This is a genomic window from Bartonella sp. CM120XJJH, from assembly GCF_042194715.1.
GTDB lineage: Bacteria > Pseudomonadota > Alphaproteobacteria > Rhizobiales > Rhizobiaceae > Bartonella.
The window spans coordinates 36,055-57,236 of record NZ_JBHINE010000014.1 but is presented as its reverse complement, the minus strand read 5'-3'; the positions used below and the strand labels follow the sequence as shown (position 1 = coordinate 57,236).

The following is a 21,182-nucleotide window of genomic DNA, read 5'->3' as shown; positions in this document are numbered from 1 at the left end:
AAAAAACACTAATCAAATATTGTAACAAAAATTCCTATTTCAAGACGTTACTGTCAAAATAAAAAGCCTATAAAAATTCCTTGCTAGATAACCGCGGCTTTCAGATTATAATACCCCTGCCCTTACAACGATTGCAACTTTTCTTACATATCGCAATGATGTCATGTAAAAGGCTAAGAAAGATAGAGTACATATTCTATAATCACCATTGCATAAACATCTTACACGTTTTATGCTTTTCCATGAGAGCAAAAGGAAGATGTCAATGTCATCTAAACTGACGCGTAACCAAACATTGGTTTTAAACACTTTAAAAAATGCAAAAGGGCCTTTAAGTGCTTATGCGATTCTCAATCACTTACGCGAAGAAGGTTTTCGTGCACCTCTCCAAGTTTATCGTGCATTAGAAAAACTCGTACAGTTAAAGTGTATTCATCGTCTTGAAAGTGTAAATGCCTTTATGGTCTGTTTACACCCTGAAAACTGTCAACATGAACTTACAACGTTTATTATTTGCGAAAACTGTGGCACAGTCAACGAAATACAAAATCAAACGATTGTATCGAGTTTAAAACAGATGGTTCAAGCTGTTGACTTCCAAGCACATAAAAGCACCCTGGAAGTACGAGGTCTTTGTAAAAAATGCGCAATAAAATAATACCTCTAACTTGAAAATAAGATCTCTAACTTGCAAGTTGATATATTTAGCATTATGTACCAGAGATCGCCTTATTGTTTGAAAAACTCTTATCGTCCGTGCACGTATATCACCCGATCTTAATGATGGGTTTATTATACTCATTGAAACATAAATATTGAAAGTATAAAATCATGTCCGTAGCTGAGGCAATTTTTTCAGCCAAAAATTTCAATAAAACGCAACAAAAAAAAGTAATCAAGGCTCTTCTTATTGTCTTTGCACTTTTTGTGCTTTGGTTTAGCTATAAGTATATAACGCAATGGCGTTATATACTCTCCACTGAAGATGCCTACGTGCAAGGAGATATAGCCGCTATTGCGACTAAATTAAATGGATATATTGAAAAAATTGCCATTAAAGCCAATCAAGTTGTAAAAAAGGACGATGTTTTATTTTACCTAGATAATGGTGATTATCAAATAGCCTTAGATCAAACAGAAGCGCATCTTAACACACAGAAAAAAACACTTCTACGCATTGATGCACAAATCACAGCCGCTCATAGTGCTTTAGATGATGCAAAAGCGCAAAAAGCAGCCGCTTCAGCCATAGCAACCAATGCACAACTCACTTTAAAACGTGTAACAGAACTGAAAGCCAATCGTTATGCTCCTCAATCTGAGGTTGATGATGCCAAATCAGATTATGAACAAGCCATTGCGAATGTTAATAGAGCGAATGCACAAATAGCTGCAGCACGTGCAAATATCCGAGTGCTAGAAGCGCAACGAAGTGAAATAGAAAGCCAAACAAAGAGTTTAGAGCTCACGCGTGAAAAAGCACAACGTGATCTTGATTCGACCATTATACGAGCGCCATTTGATGGAATTATAGGAAATTTAACAGCAAAAATGGGGGATTTTGTTGTAAATGGCCAACATCTTGCAGCGTTAGTTCCCATACATGCACTTTATATTGAAGCAAACTATAAAGAAACACAGCTACAAGACATTCATGCCGGACAAAAAGCTTATATTTCTGTTGATGCCTTTAAAAATGAGGTTTTTACAGGAACAGTGCTTTCTATTTCGCCCGCAACAGGTGCTGTTTTTTCTCTTTTGCCTCCACAAAATGCTACTGGTAACTTTACAAAAATTGTCCAACGCATTCCCGTACGTATTTCTATTCCAGAGGAAGTCTTAAAAACCGGACATATCCGAGCGGGAATGAGTGTTTCAGTGAAAGTTGATACACGTACAAAGCCACAAGATAAAAATCTCTTATAACAAAAAAGTAGAAGATCTGACTATGACATCTTCCATACCAGAGTCCACTCACTCTCAAGAACGCATAGGAATGCACAAAATTGTGGTTTTTATTGCTATGTCCTTTGGCATGTTTATGGCAATCCTAGATATCCAAATCGTTTCTTCTTCTTTAGCTGAAATTCAAGCGGGGCTTACAGCAAGCTCTGAAGAAATTTCATGGGTTCAAACTTCCTATCTCATCGCTGAAGTTATCATGTTGCCGCTTTCTGGATTTTTAGGACGATTACTTTCAACACGTGTTTTCTTTACCTTATCAGCGATCGGTTTTACGATTACTTCTATTCTTTGTGCAACAGCAACATCTATTGGAGAGATGATTATCTACCGTGCATTGCAAGGTTTTATTGGTGGTGGCATTATCCCTAGTGTTTTTGTTGCCTCCTATGTCCTTTTTCCTCCTTCCAAACGTCCTATTGTTACCCCTATCGTCGGACTAGTCGCAACATTAGCCCCCACCATTGGTCCAACCGTGGGAGGTTATATTTGTCATCTTTCATCATGGCATTGGCTCTTTCTCATCAATGTACCCTGCGGAATCATCATCTCAATTCTCGCTTGGAAATTAATTGATTTTGATAAAGCTAATCCCTCTTTAATGAAGAAATTTGATTGGTTAGGATTCATTTCTATGGCTACTTTCTTGGGAACTTTAGAGTATGTTCTAGAAGAAGGAGCGCGTCATGATTGGCTGAGTAATAGGCTGGTTCGGGATTTGTTCATTATCATGATTCTCGCTGCAATCTTATTCTTCTGGCGTGCTTTTACAGCAAAAGAACCCATTGTAGATCTCTCTACTTTTTCTAATTTTAATTTTTCAGCTGCATCCGTTTTTTCCTTTTCATTGGGAATAGGTCTTTATGGACTCACGTACCTTTATCCTGTCTATTTAAGCCAAATCCGCCATTATGATGCCCTTATGATTGGAGAAACATTGTTTCTTTCAGGATTCGTCATGTTATTAACGGCTCCCCTTGCGGGATTTCTTTCAGCACGAATGGATGCACGTTTAATGATGGCAATAGGACTTTTTGGTTTTGCAATAGGTACTTGGATGGCGAGCTCTATCACAGATAAGTGGGATTTTTGGCAGCTTTTTTGGCCGCAAGTTTTCCGTGGTGCTTCTGTAATGTTATGTATGGTTCCTATTAATAATATTGCCTTGGGAACACTCCCACCAGAACGAATGCAAAATGCTTCTGGACTATTTAATCTCACCCGGAATCTAGGGGGGGCTGTAGGGCTTGCCATTATCAGCACTCTCATGACAAAACGCACAGACTTCCATTACGAACGAATAGCCGAAACGATTAACCACGCAAACAGACAAGCAACTGAAATGCTTTCAAAGCTTACTTTACTTTTCAAAACAGACACCTTTGATTCCTATACTCTGGCTCTTTCTCAATTGTCTGGTATGGTACGCATACAAGCAATGATTATGGCTTTTAGTGATATTTTCTTTATCATAACCATTATCTTTGGTGTTTTGGCATTTATGACTATGTTTCTCAAAAAAATACCACCTCTCATGGATTCACCACCAAGCCACTAAGCTTAATTAAATTTGAGAAATAGTTTTTATCCTTATCACTTTCCTCGCTTCCTATGCACTTTATCTCTTCTCAAGAGACAGTATAAATCAACATGTGATTCTAAATGATTCTTCTGATAAAAATTCTTTTCAATGCGAGCTTTTTACGCACTTAAAAATAACTTCTCGCATACAAAAATTGTTCTAGATGATAATAAACGAAGAGCTTATCTAAAGTGCTCAACACCATAAAGATAAAGCAGCTATTTCTATAAGATTTTTAATTTATCACCATAGGGCAAAAAACATTAAAAGAATATTTGCGCCTGTCATTAAATCTCTCATCTATCTACCCCCTTTTTACGCTGCCTCCCTCATAAAAACTATTCTGTAAGATTCTTTGCCCTTCGCTCTTTGATTCTTACAAGAATATTCATAAAAGATTTATGATTCTTGTGATTTTTATTCACGCACCTATTTCCCTTATAATGTGTAGGATAACGTTTTTTTTGATTCTGAATGATTACATGAGAAAATCATTTTGTATTTGATACTCTCATGCCAATTGCAAAACGATTCAGCCTTATAGCAAAAAAGTAATGATATATTTTTTAAAAAAGCTACTTTTAAACATGTCATTTTATTTTTTTACACTCTTTTAAAAAAGCTGATACTTACAATTTTGATTCTACTGCTGCTCTATTGCATCAATCAAAACCATTGCCTTGCACATAAAAGCAAGGAGATAAAGACTGTTTAAGAAAAAAGTAAAATATCCAACCGTTTCGATGCTAGATCTACCAACGATATTGAAAACTGTATGATGATACCGGCTTTAAAAGAATACAAGACCACTCAAAATCCGGTTCCTTTAATATTATAAAATAGGACGCTATTTCAAAAAAATGAGCTTTAAATATATTCCTACTCACTTAACTGAATTTATCAAAAATAAGAAATCAGCCACATAAAGAAAAAGTCATATAGTAAAATCGCAATACAACTCCCCAAAAACTTTGTACCGCTAAATACTTTGGCACTCGTCAAAACAGTATGCTCTCCTCAATGCCAGCTGTTTAAAAACGAAATAAACACTATCTTCAAGCCACTTTATGATGCTGAAAACGATTTGAAACTTCTCGTTCTCCACTAGGAGCTAAAGTGCCATAACACCCAGAAAGATAATGTGGTATCAGTTCCAACGCTTGAAAGCGATGCTTTTCATAAGGACCAGGCATAGCCAAATTTTCTGTTAAACTATTTGAAAAGCCAAAACGTTGATAAAATTCAAAATCCCCTACTAGAAAAATGGCGCCATATCCCAATTTTTTTGCTGTTTCAACTGCATGGCGGACTAAAATTGATCCTATTCCCATACCAGCACATTCAGATGCAACAGCCAAGGGGCCTAAAAGTAAAGCATGTTGTGTTTTATTTTTTCCTTTAGAAAAAGAAACATGCCAAAGACGGACACTTCCCACAAGCTCTCCAAGCGCATTTTTAACCACAAAAGAAAGCCCTTGAGCAGCCAAACGACCACGACGTAAAGCCTCTGATGATTTACGTTTACGTCCATACCCCATCGTTGAATCAAGCAAAATTTCTCGATAAGGCTTATCGGCTTCTTGCTCCAAAGAAAGTGTAAAACACTCCCCATCTTTTGTTTGAAAATTCATCATGTTCATCTCTATAACCGCCCTCTTATAGCGCCATGACGAGCATAGCAAAAAATCTAAAAAACCTATAGTTAAAAGGAAATGTCAGATTACATATGATCGTAAAGGCTCAAAACCATTAAAAGCAACCGATGCATACGTTGTTGTGTAAGCACCCGTTCCATGAATCAATATTTCATCTCCTATCGTTAGGGATAGAGGAAGCGGATAAGGTGTTTTTTCATAAAGAACATCTGCGGAATCGCATGTTGGCCCAGCCAAAATACAAGGCTCCATAACCTTATCATCATGAGGTGTCTCAATAGGATAACGAATGGCTTCATCCATAGTCTCAGCAAGACCATTAAATTTCCCAATATCAAGATAAACCCATCGTACATTATCATTATCAGCTTTTTTGGATATTAGAACAACTTCTGTACGAATGACACCAGCATTGCCAACCATCGCACGCCCAGGCTCAATAATCGTCTCAGGGATACGATTACCAAAATGCTTTTTCAATGAATCAAAAACTGCTGTACCATAAGCTTGTTCTGTAGGGACATCTTTCAAATAACGCGTTGGAAAACCGCCCCCCATATTCACCAACCTTAGTGAAATGCCTTCTTGTTCCAGACGCTTAAAAACTGTAGCAGCATCCGATAAAGCACGATCCCACGCACTCAGATCAACTTGCTGAGACCCAACATGAAAAGAAACACCATAGGCTTGCAAACCCAATTGGTGTGCGCGTCTTAGAACATCAACCGCCATAGCTGGAACACAACCGAATTTGCGTGACAATGGCCACTCTGCACCTTTGCCATCGGTCAGAACACGGCAAAAAACACGTGCTCCTGGAGCAACACGCGCAATTTTTTCCACTTCTTCAACACAATCAACGGCATAAAGTGAAACTCCCAATGCATATGCTCGTGCAATATCACGCTCTTTTTTAATCGTATTCCCAAAAGAAATACGCTCTGACGTTGCTCCTGCTTTTAAAGCCATTTCAATTTCTGCAACAGAAGCCGCATCAAAAGAAGATCCTAAAGAACTCAGCAAACTCAAGATTTCAGGTGCTGGATTGGCCTTTATTGCGTAAAAAATACGAGACTGCGGCAGAGCTTTTTCAAAATTTAAATAGTTGTCACGAACAACATCAAGGTCAACAATTAAGCATGGACCTTCAGAACGATGTGTTGCAAGAAAATCGCGAATACGTTGCGTTGCCATCTGCAATTCTCCTTGAGGGAAAGTTCCCCCACTCTATGCTTGGACAGCCAAAGCTGCCAAAAGCTAAAGGACAAAAACACACAACAACTATCCCCATTCTGATTACAAAAAACCAGAAATTAGCATTGCATGCAGCGAAAGAACAGCGCGAAGCCGCGTTATTCTATTTTATCTGCCTTTTTGATTGGAGTTGAGAAAACCACTTCCGCACTGAAGGCAATGAGGTGTGCCTCTATAGTTATCCCAGCATTTAAAACTGGAAGACACCAGAAAGGCCCGCACCGTCGTTGCTTCAAGATGTCCTCATTCTTGCAATTGGCTGTAAGAATGACTGGAGCGGTTAGTTCCAGGTACCGTACCGGTTAATCTCACCATTTGAGAACCAGCGGACACCCACAGGCACGTGCGACTTTGGGCAAGGAGTCCTATAAAACGAATTCTTGCTCATTTCAATCATTTTTTTAATTTTAAACATTTTTTAATTCTTAAAGATAAAATGATGCGAAAAAACAACACTCTCCTCCACCAGACAAAGCCATCCATCCGCTTTCATGAGATGACACCCCTTACATCATCCGTGCAACATGAATCACTGTCGTGCTTTTTAAGCCCCTCGTTTCTTTGCCCTATTCTATCTCCTAATATCCACAGCAGAAAATAACGCAAAATAAATTACTCAACACATTAATTTATAATGATAATTTATTATTGTGCCCTTAAACAAAAATCTCATCATAAAATCCTCTTATCTCACCTCCTCTTACCATGAATCAATGAAAATCATTCTTTTGCACATCACAAATAAAAAACAATTGAAAAAAGGGATACCTCTTATACATCCTCTCAAATGCAAAGATGACTAACATTGAAAACTGGCGATAATAACGACTGAAGCACCATCATCTTTAAAGGTAACGATGTCCTTCCCCAACAAATACCGTTATCCTTCTCATTTTCAGCCTAAGAAAAAACATCCCCGCTTCTACATCCATTTCACAGCATCGCTTAAGTAAAATATCATGAAGAATTCCCCGTATAATATAACCCGTATAATGCCGCTTGCATGATATAGATCAACGACATCTCACCCTCGTTATACTTATGAAAGTAAAAACCAGTATCCCCATTCTATCTGCCAACTCCCCATATTGCAAAAACTCCTATATTGAAATGTTTCATAACACCTTATCTAAAATGATTTTTGTCCACACGTTGCTCCCATTTGCAACGTACAAGTGAATGAGTTTTACGCGATTTGTTCTCATCTAATCTGAAAGCAATAAAGTTCACAATATTTAACTCTATTTATTCAAATTAAAATAAATTATCATTATAAATTAATGTATTATATTAAATTCTGAAATCATAACCTCTTACTATCATTTTGTTTTTCTCACCTAGCATCTGCGTTTTAACGTCCACTTATTTAATCACATCTTATGCATACGCATTTCTCTTAAGCTATAAATCTCTCTTCCCTGCGCTGTTGGTAAACGGCTCTTCTATTTTAAAATGAAAAGTATTTGAAAACTCAATCCTATAAAATGTCAGGAGAGTGAACAATCTATAATGATCATTTATAAATCAAATAATTTAACATAGACAAAAAGACCGAATAATATCCGGTCTTATAAAATATTTTTTACCAATATTAAAAAACGCTTTTCTCTTAAATTTAAGAGAAAAAGGTCACAATTTAAAGCCCTACACTGCGATATCCTTATGTCCCTTGATGAGCATCAATTGCACGCAACTTCAACAATTGAAACTGCCTATGGCGCTCACGAAAACGCTCTCTATCGGCTTCACTACGCGTGTTATAACAAGCATCACAGGAAACACCTTCCTCATAATGAGGCGATAATTTGCTTTCAGCATTGATAGGGGAACGACACGCGCGACATAATTCGCGTCCACATTCTTCAAGACCATGTTGAACAGAAACACGTTCATCAAAAACAAAACACTCACCCCACCATAGACTTTCCTCTTTTGGAATTTTTTCTAAATATTTTAGAATACCTCCTTTTAGATGGTATACTTGCTCATAACCAAGCTCACGAACATAAGCTGTTGATTTTTCACACCGAATACCGCCTGTACAAAACATAGCAATTTTCTTTTTCTTCTTTAAATCAGCTTCGTTCTTGAGCACCCATTCAGGAAATTCGCGAAATGTTTTAATCTGCGGATCAATGGCTCCTTGAAAACTTCCAATCGCATATTCATAATCATTACGTGTATCGATCAAAATTGTCTCTTCATCTTGAATAAGAGCATTCCAATCTTCAGGATCCACATAAGTACCAACAACTTTTAGCGGATCAACCCCTTCAACCCCCATTGTCACAATCTCTTTTTTCAACCGCACTTTCATGCGATGAAAAGGCATTTTTGATGCCCATGAATATTTAATCTCTGGCATTTGAAACGCTGGCTCAGCCGTAATAAAGTCCACCAATGCCTCAATCGCAGCACAAGAACCAGCAACCGTTCCATTAATTCCCTCTTGTGCTAAAAGCAGAGTGCCTTTGATATCCTTTGCTTGACATAAATCCTGCAAAGGTTTTTGTAATTGATGATAATGCTTCAAATCTGCAAAGCAATAAAGTGCAGCAACTTTAAAATTCTTTTCCATGTGTTTTGCCATAACGTGCGTTTCATTCAATTTCAAGATTTATTCATGTACTCTTTAACATATTGTGCTTAATCAAACGATATAAATAATATCATCTTCAAGAAGAAAAAATATCATGTGCCAAAAAAGAGAAAAGCTTTTATTATATTTCCAAGGACAAACTGTTATACCTGTTTTGCTCATTAACAATCTACAAAGTGCTGTACCCTTAGCTCGCGCTCTTGTCAAAGGCGGGTTAAAAACAATTGAGATCACCTTGCGAACACCAAATGCCCTCAAAGCAATTCAGAAAATTACACAAGAAGTCCCTGAAGCAATTGTTGGAGCCGGAACAATTCTCAACACAACACATTACGAAAAAGCCGAACAAGCTGGAGCCAAGTTTATTGTAAGCCCCGGATTATCCAATGAATTAATCAATTGTGCAAAAAATAGTGAAATTCCCCTTCTTCCCGCTGCAATGACCCCAAGTGAACTCATGCAAGCATTAAACAAAGGCTATTCATATCTTAAATTTTTCCCAGCTGAAGCCGCTGGAGGTATTTCCTTCATCGAAGCTTTAGCATCTCCCTTCTCTGATATCCGGTTTTGCCCAACAGGCGGTATTACACAAAAAAGTGCAACACAATGGCTCCAACTGCCTAACGTCTTCTGCGTTGGTGGTTCTTGGATAGCGCCCCAACAACTCATTGCAATAAGTGATTGGGATTCGATTACTGCATTAGCATATACTGCATCACAACTTCCCTCTCCCTCGAAAAAAGCTCTTTCTACAATATAATGTAAAGTGCAAGAACATCAGCCCCTTCAACAAAATAAAAGCTTTCACACATCCTTGCTCAATCTTTTAACATTGTCATAAAACTACAAATCATCACCCGATCTTCAGCGAGATGAAATTTGGGAAGTGCTATTGTTTCAAAGCCGCTTGTTTCAAAAAAGCACCCGCTCTCCATAACAGTTGTAATACGCCCCATAGGCTCAGAAGCTTCACGAGTAGTCATAAAATAAAATTTCAACTGTTGTACATATGCCCCAATGAGAGGATCTTGTTGCAAAGAGGAAACAAGATCTTTTGCATAAACTAACTCACTCTTTTCGCGCGTTATTTAAATAAGCACAACTTCTGAAAATTTTTCCTAAGTTTCAGGATCACGAATAAGGCTTGCAAAAGGAACCACCGTACCGCTTTGAAAGAAGCTAAAGCATCAACTTTCCCACTCATTACTCCACAAAAGCGCGCTCAACAACATAAGTAGCAGGAGCATTATTGGCCCCTTCAACAAGACCAAAACTTTCACACATCCTTGCGCAATCTTTTAACATTGCCATGGAACCACAAATCATCACCCGATCTTCATCAGGATGAATCTTAGGAAGGCCCGTTGTTTCAAAAAAGTCTCCACTTTCCATAACAGTCGTAATACGCCCCATATGCTCAGAAGCTTCACGAGTAGTCATAGGATAAAATCTCAACTGTTGTGCATACTCTCCAATGAGTGGATCTTGTTGCAAAGAGGAAACAAGATCTTTTGCATAAATTAACTCATTCTTTTCGCGCGTTGTTTGAATAAGGACAACTTCTGAAAATTTTTCATAAGTTTCAGGATCACGAATAAGGCTTGCAAAAGGAGCAATCCCCGTCCCAGTTGAAAGAAGATAAAGACGTTTTCCAGGAATAAGAGCATCAAGAACCAGTGTTCCTGTAGATTTTTTACGCATGAGAACTGTATCACCAATTTTAATTTTTTGGAGATGCTCGGTTAAAGGCCCCCCTGGAACTTTTATCGAAAAAAACTCAAGCTGTTCATCCCAAAAAGGACTTGCAATCGAATAAGCGCGATAAACCGGCTTTTCTGCATTTGGCAAACCGATCATAACAAACTCACCCGAACGAAAACGAAAACTGTCCGGACGATTCAAACGGAATTTAAATAACCGATCTGTATAGTGACAAACCTCTTGGACAGTAAGAGCAAACACATTCTCAGGAATCGGAAAATTTGCAACGCTGCTGATGTTTGACGGAACATTGGTAGCAGACGTATTCATACTCTTCCCCATATCTTTATTGAACGTTAAATTTTGAATCCTTGACGTGATATAGTACTTGCATAACCATCTGCCAACAATTTTCTTAAAACAAAAACCTCAAGATTAACACTTTATTAAACGAATGAGGAAAATGCGGATACAAATAACATTCAAAGAAAAACAAAAACTTTGAGTATTAAACAGTCATGGAGCTCTTTTCCCCTTTAACACATAATGCATATTTTTCTATTGTAACGCTATAACACTTTCTCACTTAACAAAACTTATGATCCAAAACCTTCAAATAAGAGAGATAAAATTTTTGTTGATTGAATGATAACCGCACGAATCTTCAACAAGATTTCCGGTATTACATCTATTGTTTTCCTTACGGACCTTTTTACACTGCTCTTTCCATAAATATCCATAAATAAATGAATCTAACGCGCTCTATAAGCGATAAAATTGATTTCACTTAAAACCAATCAAACGACAGAACGTAAATATTGGATAGCTAATCTAGCTTGAAAACAAATAATATCCAAATCAACGGGTTTTCTAAATCAACAGTTTTTAATGTATCAGAAAGTGTTTATACACTGTTTTCCATTTAACGAAATAACTTTAAGTGTATGAGACGACATCCCAAATTGCACAGATGAGTGATCTTCCCCCTCATGATAAAAAAAACTTGTAATGCATTGATTTAGAGTGGGTAATTAAATCATTTCACCTTCTCTGAAATAAGCAGCCAATGCAATATTTAATCAAAACAATCGCCCCAGCAACAACAGCCTAATCTTGCACTCTTCAAAATGATACAATACAATAAACTATGTTTTATTTTTTATATGCCTCAACTAGGGAAAATAAGTAAAAAACAAAAGTCTATGTTTTACAAATTATTAGAAGATACCGTGTTGCTAATAACACAAATAAAACTAAAATATCTCTTATATCCAGAGTACCATTTTACATCAAAAAACGACTTTAATGGTGCATAATTCAGTATAGGCTCCTTATGATTTTGACCATAGCAAATAGTGCCTTTCCCTATATCGTAAAAAATCTCAATGAAATAACCAAAAAACTCCGTATTTCACGAACACAGATAAGCTTTTAAAATGAAAAAATCCGTTAATGATGAAATAGATACATCACTCTATGCAGCTGTAGCAACCGTCGATGTCAGTGCCATTGTTGCCAATTATATCACTTTAGCCAAACGTGTAGCTCCAACACAATGTTCAGCAGTTGTAAAGGCAAACGCCTATGGATTAGGAGCTCACAAAATTGCTCCTGCCCTTTATCAAGCTGGTTGTCGCACTTTTTTTGTTGCCCAAATCATAGAAGCACTCCAATTAAAAAGCATTTTACCATCACATGTCACGATTGCTCTTCTGAATGGACTTCCACACTTAGCAGAAGAGTTTGTCGCACAATCTGGTATTGTTCCTGTTCTAAACTCTTGGAATGCCATTGAAAATTGGCAAAAAATTTGTCAAAAAAAAGATAAAAAATTTCCAGCAATTGTTCAAATCGATACCCATATGAACCGATTAGGACTGGATCAAAAAGAATTACAAAAACTCATCAAACACCCTACAATTTTCGAAAAAGCAGAAATAAAATATATTCTCAGTCACCTCGCGAATGGAGAAGACAAAACGCATTCATCCAATTATACACAATTGGCTACTTTAAAAACCATCCTTGCGCAATTGCCTGCTTGCAAAGTTTCCTTTGCTAATTCTGGAGGTATCTTTCTAGGATCAGATTTTTATTTTGATCTTGTTCGTCCAGGCATTGCACTTTACGGAGTTGATCCGCGAGGGAAATACCCATCACCTCTGAAGCCTGTTTTAAAACTTGAAGCCCAAGTCATTCAAAACCGCGTTGTTGATGCAGGAAAACCTGTTGGTTATGGAGAAAGCTTTATAACCAGCAGACCAAGCACTCTTGCAACCATTTCTGTAGGCTACGCAGACGGCTGGCTCCGTGCTCTTTCGAATAAAGGAACAGTTTATTTCAACGGGCACAAACTTCCCATGGTTGGGCGGGTTTCTATGGATTCCATTATTGTAAATACGACCGATCTTGATCAAAAACCTCAAACAGGTGACTGGGTAGAACTCATTGGACCCCATCAAACACTTGAAAAAGTATCTATAGATGCCGGTACCCTTCCCAATGAAATTCTAACATCTCTTGGCTCCCGCTATAAATACATTTACACATAAAAACTCTTTAAAAAATAAATTGATAAAAATCATCATTTTAGAAAATTGAGGGGCTTTTACGAAAGATTTTACAACAATCAATCACATAGAAGACACCGCACATTCACAGAAATCTCAAAATAGACAAATTGATGAACTGTTTTATGGAAGTAGCTTTCACTCAAAATACAAAAACTTAGCCTTTTCTCCATAAATTGACAAAAAAGAATCTATTGCAAAGTTTTTAAAATTAATTGCCCAATGAAACCAAAATATTAATTTTCTATATATTAAACAAAACATCCAGTCTCGTAAGTTTCTCTTATTTTCAGCTTTGTTCATAGTGAAACAATCAAAATCATTCGCTTGCATACCACAAGCTGGACTATGTGTAGATAAAAATGATTTAAGAAAAGAATACTCCCTCTTATGAACCATCTCAAGTGCCGTGCGCTATACCATTAGGCGCTGGCAAAGTGAATGATGGTGCCCCTTTTTACTTTAAAAGTGTAAAGATAGTGGAACACAATAGATTTTATATTATGAGGCTTTACCATTATACCACTCACAAACACCGCCATGAAATAGGCTTGGGTTCCTTAAGGGCTGTTTCTATAAGACAATGCTATCCAGTTTTCTCGTGATCATAATCCTCAATCTAACAACGTTGGAACAAACAATAGGATTGCAAATATAATTTTGGAAGCTCACCTGAAAGATGAAAAATGACAAAAATTTCCGTTATAAAAATTAAAGAAGCAACTATTCGTTGAGCCGTAATTTCTTTATTTTAGAATTTTTATATCATACTTTACTGTTAAGATTCATGATCGTTAAAACGCGTGACCACGGTCTGTAGAATCAAGCTTTGGCGAGAAAAACATTTCAGTATCTGCTTGTAAGACATTTTGACAATTTTTAGATTCCTTAACAGTTTGTCCTGAAAGAAAACACTTCTTTCCCCATTCTTCCCTTAATTTTGTATCTTTCTTAAAATCTTCTACGCTATAGGTTTTTTCACACCCCACTACGAATAATAGAGCTGTGCATAATAAAATAATTTTTTTCATTTTACCCCTCTTTAAATACCTTATCTGTTAACATCATCCCCTAAATGGGTTTTTAATTTTCATACTATATGAGAATACATCCTTACTATCACATGCTTGCTTTCAAAATGAACACTCTAAAGTAAAATAACGCCAGAAGAGCTAACAACAGCTATCGTATCAGTTTGTCATAAAATACAATGAGAAGGAAAAAGCCTAAACTGAGTAAAAAGGACGAAATCAGAAGGCGCACTCATGTTTTGTCCAACTGATTTCAAATAGTGACATTGCAATAGGAGCCGCGCCCCTCGCCCTATAGAAAGCCTATGAGTATAATGCTCAGTATCACGATCAATGGACGAAAAAGCCATTACAAAAAAGTATGAGCTTTTTTTTTACCTATTTGTATGTTGATTATTATTTCCCCATCGAATGCTTAAATAAAAACATTTTATGAAAGCAATAAACAATGCAAATCATTTTTACGAAGATTTCTTCGTATAGAGTCTATTTAAAATCCATCCATCATTTAGGAGTCTGAATTTAAAAGCAGATAATTATGAAAGCTTTTCAAGAAATGAAACAGAGTGATCACTTTTAAAAAAGTAAAAAAATGTGATCCAATCTTGAAGACAAAATTCTGATGAAAAAAACTTTTGCTATGAATTCTTTTAAGGCACTGTAAAATATGCTATCCGTTATATCAAACGTTATCCCATTTTGAGGTCTGTTCATTTTTTACTTTTTCAACTTCGCTCTAAAAATCCATTTCTTAAGCGTTTTTTTATCATCTCACTTTCTCCTTCAAACACAAATACTCAAAAACGCTTTGCCACCAACAATGAAGTTTTTCTGCTTTTATAAAACACATAAGTAAAAACAGAGAAGCGATTTTGAGAGCAAACCTCCCTCGAAAAGGGAAGTATCATCCATTTACTTCACAAACGAAAATAATCTCACGGTTTATTCAAATTTGCCCCATAGTCTTTTGCCCTATGCTCTGGTGCAATTTTATTGATAAAGTTTTCTCTATAAAAGATTTAAGTAAATATGTTCGTTAAAACCAATCACGGATTTGCAAAGGGATTGTAAGACCCATTATCTCGCCGCCATTTTAAAGGTTCAGTGAAATCACTTGACCAAAGACCGATCTTGTTGTTGCGTGCTTTTTCTTCTGCATGATGGTACTGGGTTGGAATAGGATTTTTCCCCTCTTTTGAGAGTACCAACATACCTTCTGTAAGACCTGCCTCAGCTAAATCAACCCCTTGAACAAAACATTGCGCATAATAAACACCATTGTGCATCAGAGCCTGTTTACAGGATAAATCCTGCCCAAGTGTTTTGGTGACAAGCCAAGCCGTTGTAACCGCACCACAAGGCCATTCTTGATCATTTAATTTTGCTTTTTGGCGTGGTGCACATGTGTCTACACCATAAAGATGAATATCACGGGTGATATATGAGCGCCAAGATTGTGCAGCAGGCGTCAGTAATTTAAATGTAACCCCACTTGTAACAGAGGCCTTACCATGAAAAACAACAGCATTATTTGCAACATCATTTAATGAAACACTCTTCTGCAAATCGAGAGCTGGTTCATTTTTTTCTAATTGCTGTTTGGTGGTAGATTTGCCCAACTTCTTTTCTTCTCCATAAAGATGGACAATATCTTGGATATCTTGCATCTCAAATGTTTTAAGAATGCTGAAATCCATTTTATCTTTATATTGACTTAATCCCCACACTATGGAACCCATAATGTAAACAATAACAATCAATTTAAATAGCATTTCTTAACACGCTCGCTCAAAAAGTTCATTGTTTTTCTATCCTTTCACATTATTTATCAGCAATCCCATTGTTTTTAAAGAAAAAATTCAAATATCTGTGTTGCATATTAACTACATTTTGTAAAGAATAACATTCCTTCTTGCATTGTTTTAATATTATTGTCTTTACCAACATATACAACTTAAAATTGCCATTTTCATGTAACACAATCGCAGTTTGAAAAGACTTCTGTCTCTTTAAGAAAAAGAATTTGAGAGTGAACAGATCCACTATCAAGGCTTTTAAAACAAATAAATGAGGAAAATTTAACTGTCATCAAATGACAGCATTCTTCAGTTTCTTAGAGGCAATGGAATGTCGACATATGAACAAATATTATTTGTTAAAGAGAGGTAAAATGACAGATAATAGATTCCAAAACATCATTTTTATCGTAACCATGCTGCTTTTTACGGCAGTTTTTGTATCTGATCTTTCTTATGCTGCTTCTACTGCTGGTGGAGGTGGTTTCGGGAAGCTCGATGGTGTTTTAGACAACATTGTCACAATGATGACGGGTCCAACGGCAAGGCTCATTGCAATTATATGTGTTGCTGCTGTGGGGATTGGCTGGATGTACGGCTTTATTGATTTACGCAAAGCAGCTTACTGTGTTCTGGGGATTGCTATTGTTTTTGGTGCCCCTACTCTTGTCGGTAAATTAGCGGGCACAACATAAATGAACGAAGATACTCTTTTCCTTGCCTGTACGCGCCCAGCCATGTTTGCTGGTGTTACAATGGAAGCGATGGCGCTTAATGTCATGGCGACATCCATTCTTTTTATTTTGACGAGTGATTTTACCATGTTTGGTCTTGGGATTGGGATGCACTTTATTTTGCGAGAAGTGACAAAGTATGACCACAACCAATTTCGCGTATTATTTGCATGGCTCAATACCCGAGGAAAACAAAAAAATCTCAACCGATGGGGAGGAGGTTCGACCTCCCCCTTGCGCCTTATCCGCACTTATAAGGAACTAAGCTGAAGGAACGAAGCTGGTGAAACAGATGTCAATAATGAAACGGGAAACTTTGCCTGAAGAATATATTCCCTATATACGCTACATCAACCAACATGTCGTTGCTTTAAATTCACGCTGTTTAATGGTTGTGATGGCTGTTGAGGGTATAAATTTTGACACTGCGGATATTGATCAATTAAATTCTTTACACAACCAATTAAACACCCTTTTAAAAAATATCGCAGACGAACGGCTTGCTTTATATTCTCACATCATCCGCCGCCGTGAAACGATATACCCAGAAGGTCATTTTCTTTCATCTTTTGCAACAACATTAGATGAAAAATATAAAAAGAAAATGGTTTCGCAAGAACTGTATAGAAATGATCTGTTTATTTCACTGCTTTGGAATCCGGCAGCGGATAAAACAGAAAAGCTGGTTTCATTTTTTCAGCGCTTGAGCAAAGCGAAGAAAACACAATCTGAACCCGATGAGGAAGCTATTCGTAAACTCGAAGAGTTAAGTCAAGATCTTATGCAAGGTTTGGAAGAATATGAAGTCCGTCTGCTATCAATCTATGAACATGAAGGTATCTTATTTTCCGAACAAAGTGAATTTCTCCACCAGCTAGTGGGGGGAAGACGTGAACGTATTCCTCTCACCTTTGGAACTATTGCTTCAACGATTTACTCGGATCGTGTTATTTTTGGGAAAGAAATTATCGAAATTCGCCATGAAAGCAATGAACGCTTTGTGGGTATGTTTGGATGGAAAGAATACCCTTCTAAAACACGCCCTGGTATGACCGATGGTCTGCTTACGGTACCATTTGAATTCATTTTAACACAATCCTTTGTCTTTAAAAGTAAGGCAGCCGCCAGTGTGATTATGAGCCGCAAACAAAATCAAATGATCAATGCGGCTGACCGTGCTAGTTCACAAATTGATGCACTAGATGAAGCGTTAGATGATTTAGAATCAAACCGTTTTGTTTTGGGTGAACATCACATTTCTTTAGCTGTTTTTGCTGATCACCCAAAAATATTGACTGAGAACTTATCAAAAGCACGAGCCCATTTAACCAATGGGGGAGCCGTGATTGCCAGAGAAGATTTAGGATTGGAGGCAGCATGGTGGGCACAGCTTCCTGGAAACTTTAGCTATCGTGCGCGTTCAGGCGCCATTACCAGCAGAAATTTTGCCGCTTTATCGCCCTTCCATTCTTTCCCCGTTGGCAAACTGAACGACAATGTTTGGGGCGCTGCTGTCGCATTACTAAAAACACAGGCTGGTTCACCTTACTATTTTAATTTTCATTATGGCGATCTTGGCAACACGTTTGTTTGTGGTCCATCGGGATCTGGTAAAACAGTGATTGTCAATTTTCTTCTTGCACAATTACAAAAGCACAATCCAACAATGGTTTTTTTTGACAAAGATCAAGGAGCAGAGATCTTTGTACGAGCTGGAGGAGGGAAATATAAACCTTTAAAAAATGGACAACCCACGGGTATTGCTCCCTTAAAGGGCATGGAATACACTGAAAAAAATAAGATCTTTCTTCGTAATTGGATCTTAAAGCTGGTGACCGCTGAAGGGCAAATCGTAACAGAAGAAGAGCGACAAGATATCGCCAAAGCCATCGATTCCTTGGAAAACTTACCAAAAAACCAGCGCTCTCTTGGGGCCCTTCAACTGTTTTTTGACAACACATCCAAAGAAGGGATTGCCATACGGCTACAACGCTGGATCAGGGGCAATGATTTAGGATGGGTTTTTGATAATGATCAAGATGATCTCAATTTAAATGCCCAGTTCATTGGATATGACATGACCGATTTCTTAGACAATGAAGAAATTCGGCGCCCCTTAATGATGTATCTCTTTCACCGTATTCTTGATTTGATTGATGGGCGACGCATCATTATTGTCGTTGATGAATTCTGGAAAGCTTTGGAAGATGATTCATTCAAAGCTTTTGCGCAAGATCGGCTCAAAACAATCCGTAAACAAAATGGCATGATGCTCTTTGCAACACAAAGCCCTAAAGATGCTTTGAACTCAACAATCGCGCACACAATTATTGAGCAATGCCCCACCCAAATATTTTTTCCAAATCAAAAAGCAAATTACAATGATTATGTCGAAGCTTTCAAACTTACTGAGCGTGAATTTGAACTGATACAGTCAGAGTTAAGCAGAGAATCTCGCCGTTTTCTCATCAAACAAGGACAAAGTTCCGTCGTTGCAGAACTTAACTTACGTGGAATGAATGATGAGATCGCCGTTTTAAGCGGCACAACAAAAAACATTGAACTCATGAATGAAATTATCAACGAATATGGAGCTGACCCAAACAAATGGCTGCCCATATTTTATCGAAGGAGAAAAAATCAATGAAAAAATATGGCTTAGTTACACTGTTATCTTTTTCTTTTATTTCTCATGCAATATCACAAACGACACCCGATGCCGATGAATATTATAAACAAGCACTCGAGAATACACAAAAATTAGATGCTGCAAAATCAGAAACAGCTGAAACCGTTTATAAGACTGCAACAGATACTGCAAAAAAAATTAAAGAAATAAGTCAACAACTTGAAAATATTAAATCAAAATCAGACACAAAACCTGAAGAATTGCAAATCCTTCGACAAGAGCTTCAAGTAAAACTTGTCCTTCTTCAAGCCGATCTTCAAGTGGCTTCTTTAAAACTTCAGTCTCTTGATATGATTCAGGCAAGAGATACGAAAACAAAAGACGAAATGCGTGAAGAAAAGGAACAACAAAAGCATAAACATCTTGAGGCACAATTAAAAGAAAAAGAAAAACAATTAAAAGAAAAACTTGAAAGTACGCGTACAAATGTCAGACTTTAGTTTTTCTCCTTTTGAAAGCGTTTCTGGGTATATTTTAAACCCCTTAGATAATGTGATGGACACAACGGTGAGTGGGCTATCTTCTGCTATTTCAGCGCCCTTAAATCTCGCCGCAATCATTTTTATCTTTCTTTATGGCTATAATGTTATGACGGGTCGCGTTGCACTTTCTATGCATAGTCTTCTTAATAATGTTGTTAAAATCGTTGTTGTAACAACAATGGCAACGAATGCAGATACATTTAATACGTATGTCAAGGATATTTTCTTCAATGATTTATCCAATGCTATTGGGAATGCGCTTAACAGCAATCCTGCAAGCTCCAATGTTTTTGATTATATTTTGTTAAAAGCAAGTTCGCGCTATCAAGAGGTCTTATACAATGCTTGGTTTTTTGAAAAGATCATTGTGGGTCTTCTTGGTTCTATCATGCTTTTAGCCGTTATTCTTTTTTGTATAGGTGGTTTTATTGTGCAAATGTTTGCACAAGTTGCACTCGTCATGATTATAGGTCTTGGGCCTCTATTCATTAGTTTATATTTGTTTAATGCAACGCGAAAATACACCGATGCATGGATTACAACTTTGATCAATTTTACCATTTTACAAGTTCTCGTGATCATGCTTGGAACAATTATATGTCAAGTTATCCTACAGGTTCTCAAAGTTTCATATGAATCAATCTACGTTCTTTTCCCCCCTGTCATCGTCATTTCGATCATAGGGGTTATTATCTTCCGTGCGCTTCCCGGTATTGCAACAGCGCTGTCCTCTGGCGGACCATACTTTAATGCTGGTGTTTCTTCAGGAGGACAGGTTTTCACAATGCTTTCCAATAGTGCAAGAACGAGTGGTAACGCAATAAAAAGTGCCACTTTACAAATCGCAGGAGCTGCCGGTAACGCTTCTAAAGGTGCGGCAGGTGCGGCGGCAAAAGCAGGAAGATCTGGAGGTGGTCGTGGTCGGTTTTAAGATAAAGCACCTCTTTAAAAGAATAAGCATTTTTGTTTTTTCCTTGCGTGCGCCCTTTGGCGCACGCACCATGACCCTGTTCCAGATAAGATCTAACATCTTGGATCTTACAACAAAACCAATCAAAATCTTGCATCACATAAACTTGTAAAAGTGCCCCAAATAAAGGCTCTCATGCATTGTATTCCAAGATATT

General features: G+C 37.3%; 17 protein-coding genes and 1 pseudogene. 11 read left to right on the top strand and 7 right to left on the bottom strand.

Translation table 11 applies throughout. From position 1 onward, the window contains the following. The first annotated feature begins 265 nt into the window (after positions 1-265). From ACFIKU_RS06690 to ACFIKU_RS06680, 3 genes are all read left to right on the top strand, one after another. Positions 266-658 carry a Fur family transcriptional regulator gene (locus ACFIKU_RS06690; RefSeq protein WP_375612302.1) on the top strand — a complete coding sequence of 131 codons (393 nt, stop codon included), beginning with the start codon at positions 266-268 and terminating at the stop codon, positions 656-658. A gap of 173 nt (positions 659-831) precedes the next feature. After that, positions 832-1,926: an HlyD family secretion protein gene (locus ACFIKU_RS06685; RefSeq protein WP_375657042.1), complete on the top strand. Its 1,095-nt coding sequence runs from the start codon at positions 832-834 to the stop codon at positions 1,924-1,926. 22 nt (positions 1,927-1,948) lie between these two features. Then, positions 1,949-3,520, top strand: coding sequence for a DHA2 family efflux MFS transporter permease subunit (locus ACFIKU_RS06680; RefSeq protein WP_375657041.1), 1,572 nt, complete (start codon positions 1,949-1,951; stop codon positions 3,518-3,520). A gap of 1,079 nt (positions 3,521-4,599) precedes the next feature. Here ACFIKU_RS06680 and ACFIKU_RS06675 read toward each other — a convergent pair. Both ACFIKU_RS06675 and ACFIKU_RS06670 read right to left on the bottom strand, forming a co-directional pair. Continuing rightward, the gene (locus ACFIKU_RS06675; protein ID WP_375657040.1) at positions 4,600-5,184 is read right to left on the bottom strand and encodes a GNAT family N-acetyltransferase; all 585 of its coding nucleotides are present in this window, start codon (positions 5,182-5,184) and stop codon (positions 4,600-4,602) included. Positions 5,185-5,259: 75 nt separating this feature from the next. Next, positions 5,260-6,393 (bottom strand): type III PLP-dependent enzyme, encoded by a 1,134-nt coding sequence (locus tag ACFIKU_RS06670; protein ID WP_375657039.1) that lies wholly within the window; start codon positions 6,391-6,393, stop codon positions 5,260-5,262. Positions 6,394-6,428: 35 nt separating this feature from the next. On the opposite strand from ACFIKU_RS06670, the gene ACFIKU_RS06665 reads away from it, so the two are divergent. Beyond that, entirely contained in the window at positions 6,429-6,587 is a 159-nt protein-coding gene (locus ACFIKU_RS06665) for a hypothetical protein (RefSeq protein WP_273723677.1), read from the top strand. Positions 6,588-8,113: 1,526 nt separating this feature from the next. Here the strand turns inward: ACFIKU_RS06665 and ACFIKU_RS06660 are convergent. Next, positions 8,114-9,031 (bottom strand): rhodanese-related sulfurtransferase, encoded by a 918-nt coding sequence (locus ACFIKU_RS06660; RefSeq protein ID WP_375642304.1) that lies wholly within the window; start codon positions 9,029-9,031, stop codon positions 8,114-8,116. A gap of 115 nt (positions 9,032-9,146) precedes the next feature. Between ACFIKU_RS06660 and eda the strand changes: the two genes are divergently transcribed. Next, the gene (gene eda, locus ACFIKU_RS06655; protein WP_375657038.1) at positions 9,147-9,812 is read left to right on the top strand and encodes a bifunctional 4-hydroxy-2-oxoglutarate aldolase/2-dehydro-3-deoxy-phosphogluconate aldolase; all 666 of its coding nucleotides are present in this window, start codon (positions 9,147-9,149) and stop codon (positions 9,810-9,812) included. Here eda and ACFIKU_RS06650 read toward each other — a convergent pair. Together ACFIKU_RS06650 and ACFIKU_RS06645 are read right to left on the bottom strand one after the other, a co-directional pair. Further along, a pseudogene (locus tag ACFIKU_RS06650) lies at positions 9,791-10,212 on the bottom strand (ferredoxin--NADP reductase); the annotation flags it as partial. The gene eda and the pseudogene ACFIKU_RS06650 overlap by 22 nt on opposite strands. A 43-nt stretch (positions 10,213-10,255) precedes the next feature. Beyond that, a complete protein-coding gene (locus ACFIKU_RS06645; RefSeq protein WP_375657037.1) occupies positions 10,256-11,083 on the bottom strand; it encodes a ferredoxin--NADP reductase in 828 nt (275 codons plus the stop codon). A gap of 1,106 nt (positions 11,084-12,189) precedes the next feature. Between ACFIKU_RS06645 and alr the strand changes: the two genes are divergently transcribed. Continuing rightward, entirely contained in the window at positions 12,190-13,305 is a 1,116-nt protein-coding gene (gene alr / locus ACFIKU_RS06640) for an alanine racemase (RefSeq protein WP_375642301.1), read from the top strand. Between the two features lie 812 nt (positions 13,306-14,117). Here the strand turns inward: alr and ACFIKU_RS06635 are convergent. Together ACFIKU_RS06635 and ACFIKU_RS06630 are read right to left on the bottom strand one after the other, a co-directional pair. Then, on the bottom strand, positions 14,118-14,354 hold the full coding sequence (locus ACFIKU_RS06635; protein WP_375642300.1) for an EexN family lipoprotein: 237 nt from the start codon (positions 14,352-14,354) through the stop codon (positions 14,118-14,120). Positions 14,355-15,400: 1,046 nt separating this feature from the next. Continuing rightward, complete coding sequence (locus ACFIKU_RS06630) at positions 15,401-16,126, bottom strand: hypothetical protein (protein WP_375642299.1); 726 nt, start codon at positions 16,124-16,126, stop codon at positions 15,401-15,403. A 398-nt stretch (positions 16,127-16,524) separates the two neighbouring features. Here ACFIKU_RS06630 and ACFIKU_RS06625 point away from each other — a divergent pair, with 398 nt between their 5' ends. From ACFIKU_RS06625 to ACFIKU_RS06605, 5 genes are read left to right on the top strand one after another with little or no spacing between them, the layout of a single operon-like run. Beyond that, positions 16,525-16,845 carry a TrbC/VirB2 family protein gene (locus tag ACFIKU_RS06625; RefSeq protein WP_375642298.1) on the top strand — a complete coding sequence of 107 codons (321 nt, stop codon included), beginning with the start codon at positions 16,525-16,527 and terminating at the stop codon, positions 16,843-16,845. Then, positions 16,846-17,154 carry a type IV secretion system protein VirB3 gene (locus ACFIKU_RS06620; protein WP_212112790.1) on the top strand — a complete coding sequence of 103 codons (309 nt, stop codon included), beginning with the start codon at positions 16,846-16,848 and terminating at the stop codon, positions 17,152-17,154. Positions 17,155-17,176: 22 nt separating this feature from the next. After that, positions 17,177-19,531: a VirB4 family type IV secretion/conjugal transfer ATPase gene (locus tag ACFIKU_RS06615; protein WP_375657036.1), complete on the top strand. Its 2,355-nt coding sequence runs from the start codon at positions 17,177-17,179 to the stop codon at positions 19,529-19,531. Next, entirely contained in the window at positions 19,528-20,013 is a 486-nt protein-coding gene (locus ACFIKU_RS06610) for a type IV secretion system protein VirB5 (protein ID WP_375642297.1), read from the top strand. The genes ACFIKU_RS06615 and ACFIKU_RS06610 overlap by 4 nt, the downstream gene beginning before the upstream one ends. Continuing rightward, entirely contained in the window at positions 20,000-20,986 is a 987-nt protein-coding gene (locus ACFIKU_RS06605; protein ID WP_375642310.1) for a type IV secretion system protein, read from the top strand. The genes ACFIKU_RS06610 and ACFIKU_RS06605 overlap by 14 nt, the downstream gene beginning before the upstream one ends. The last annotated feature ends 196 nt before the right edge of the window (positions 20,987-21,182 follow it).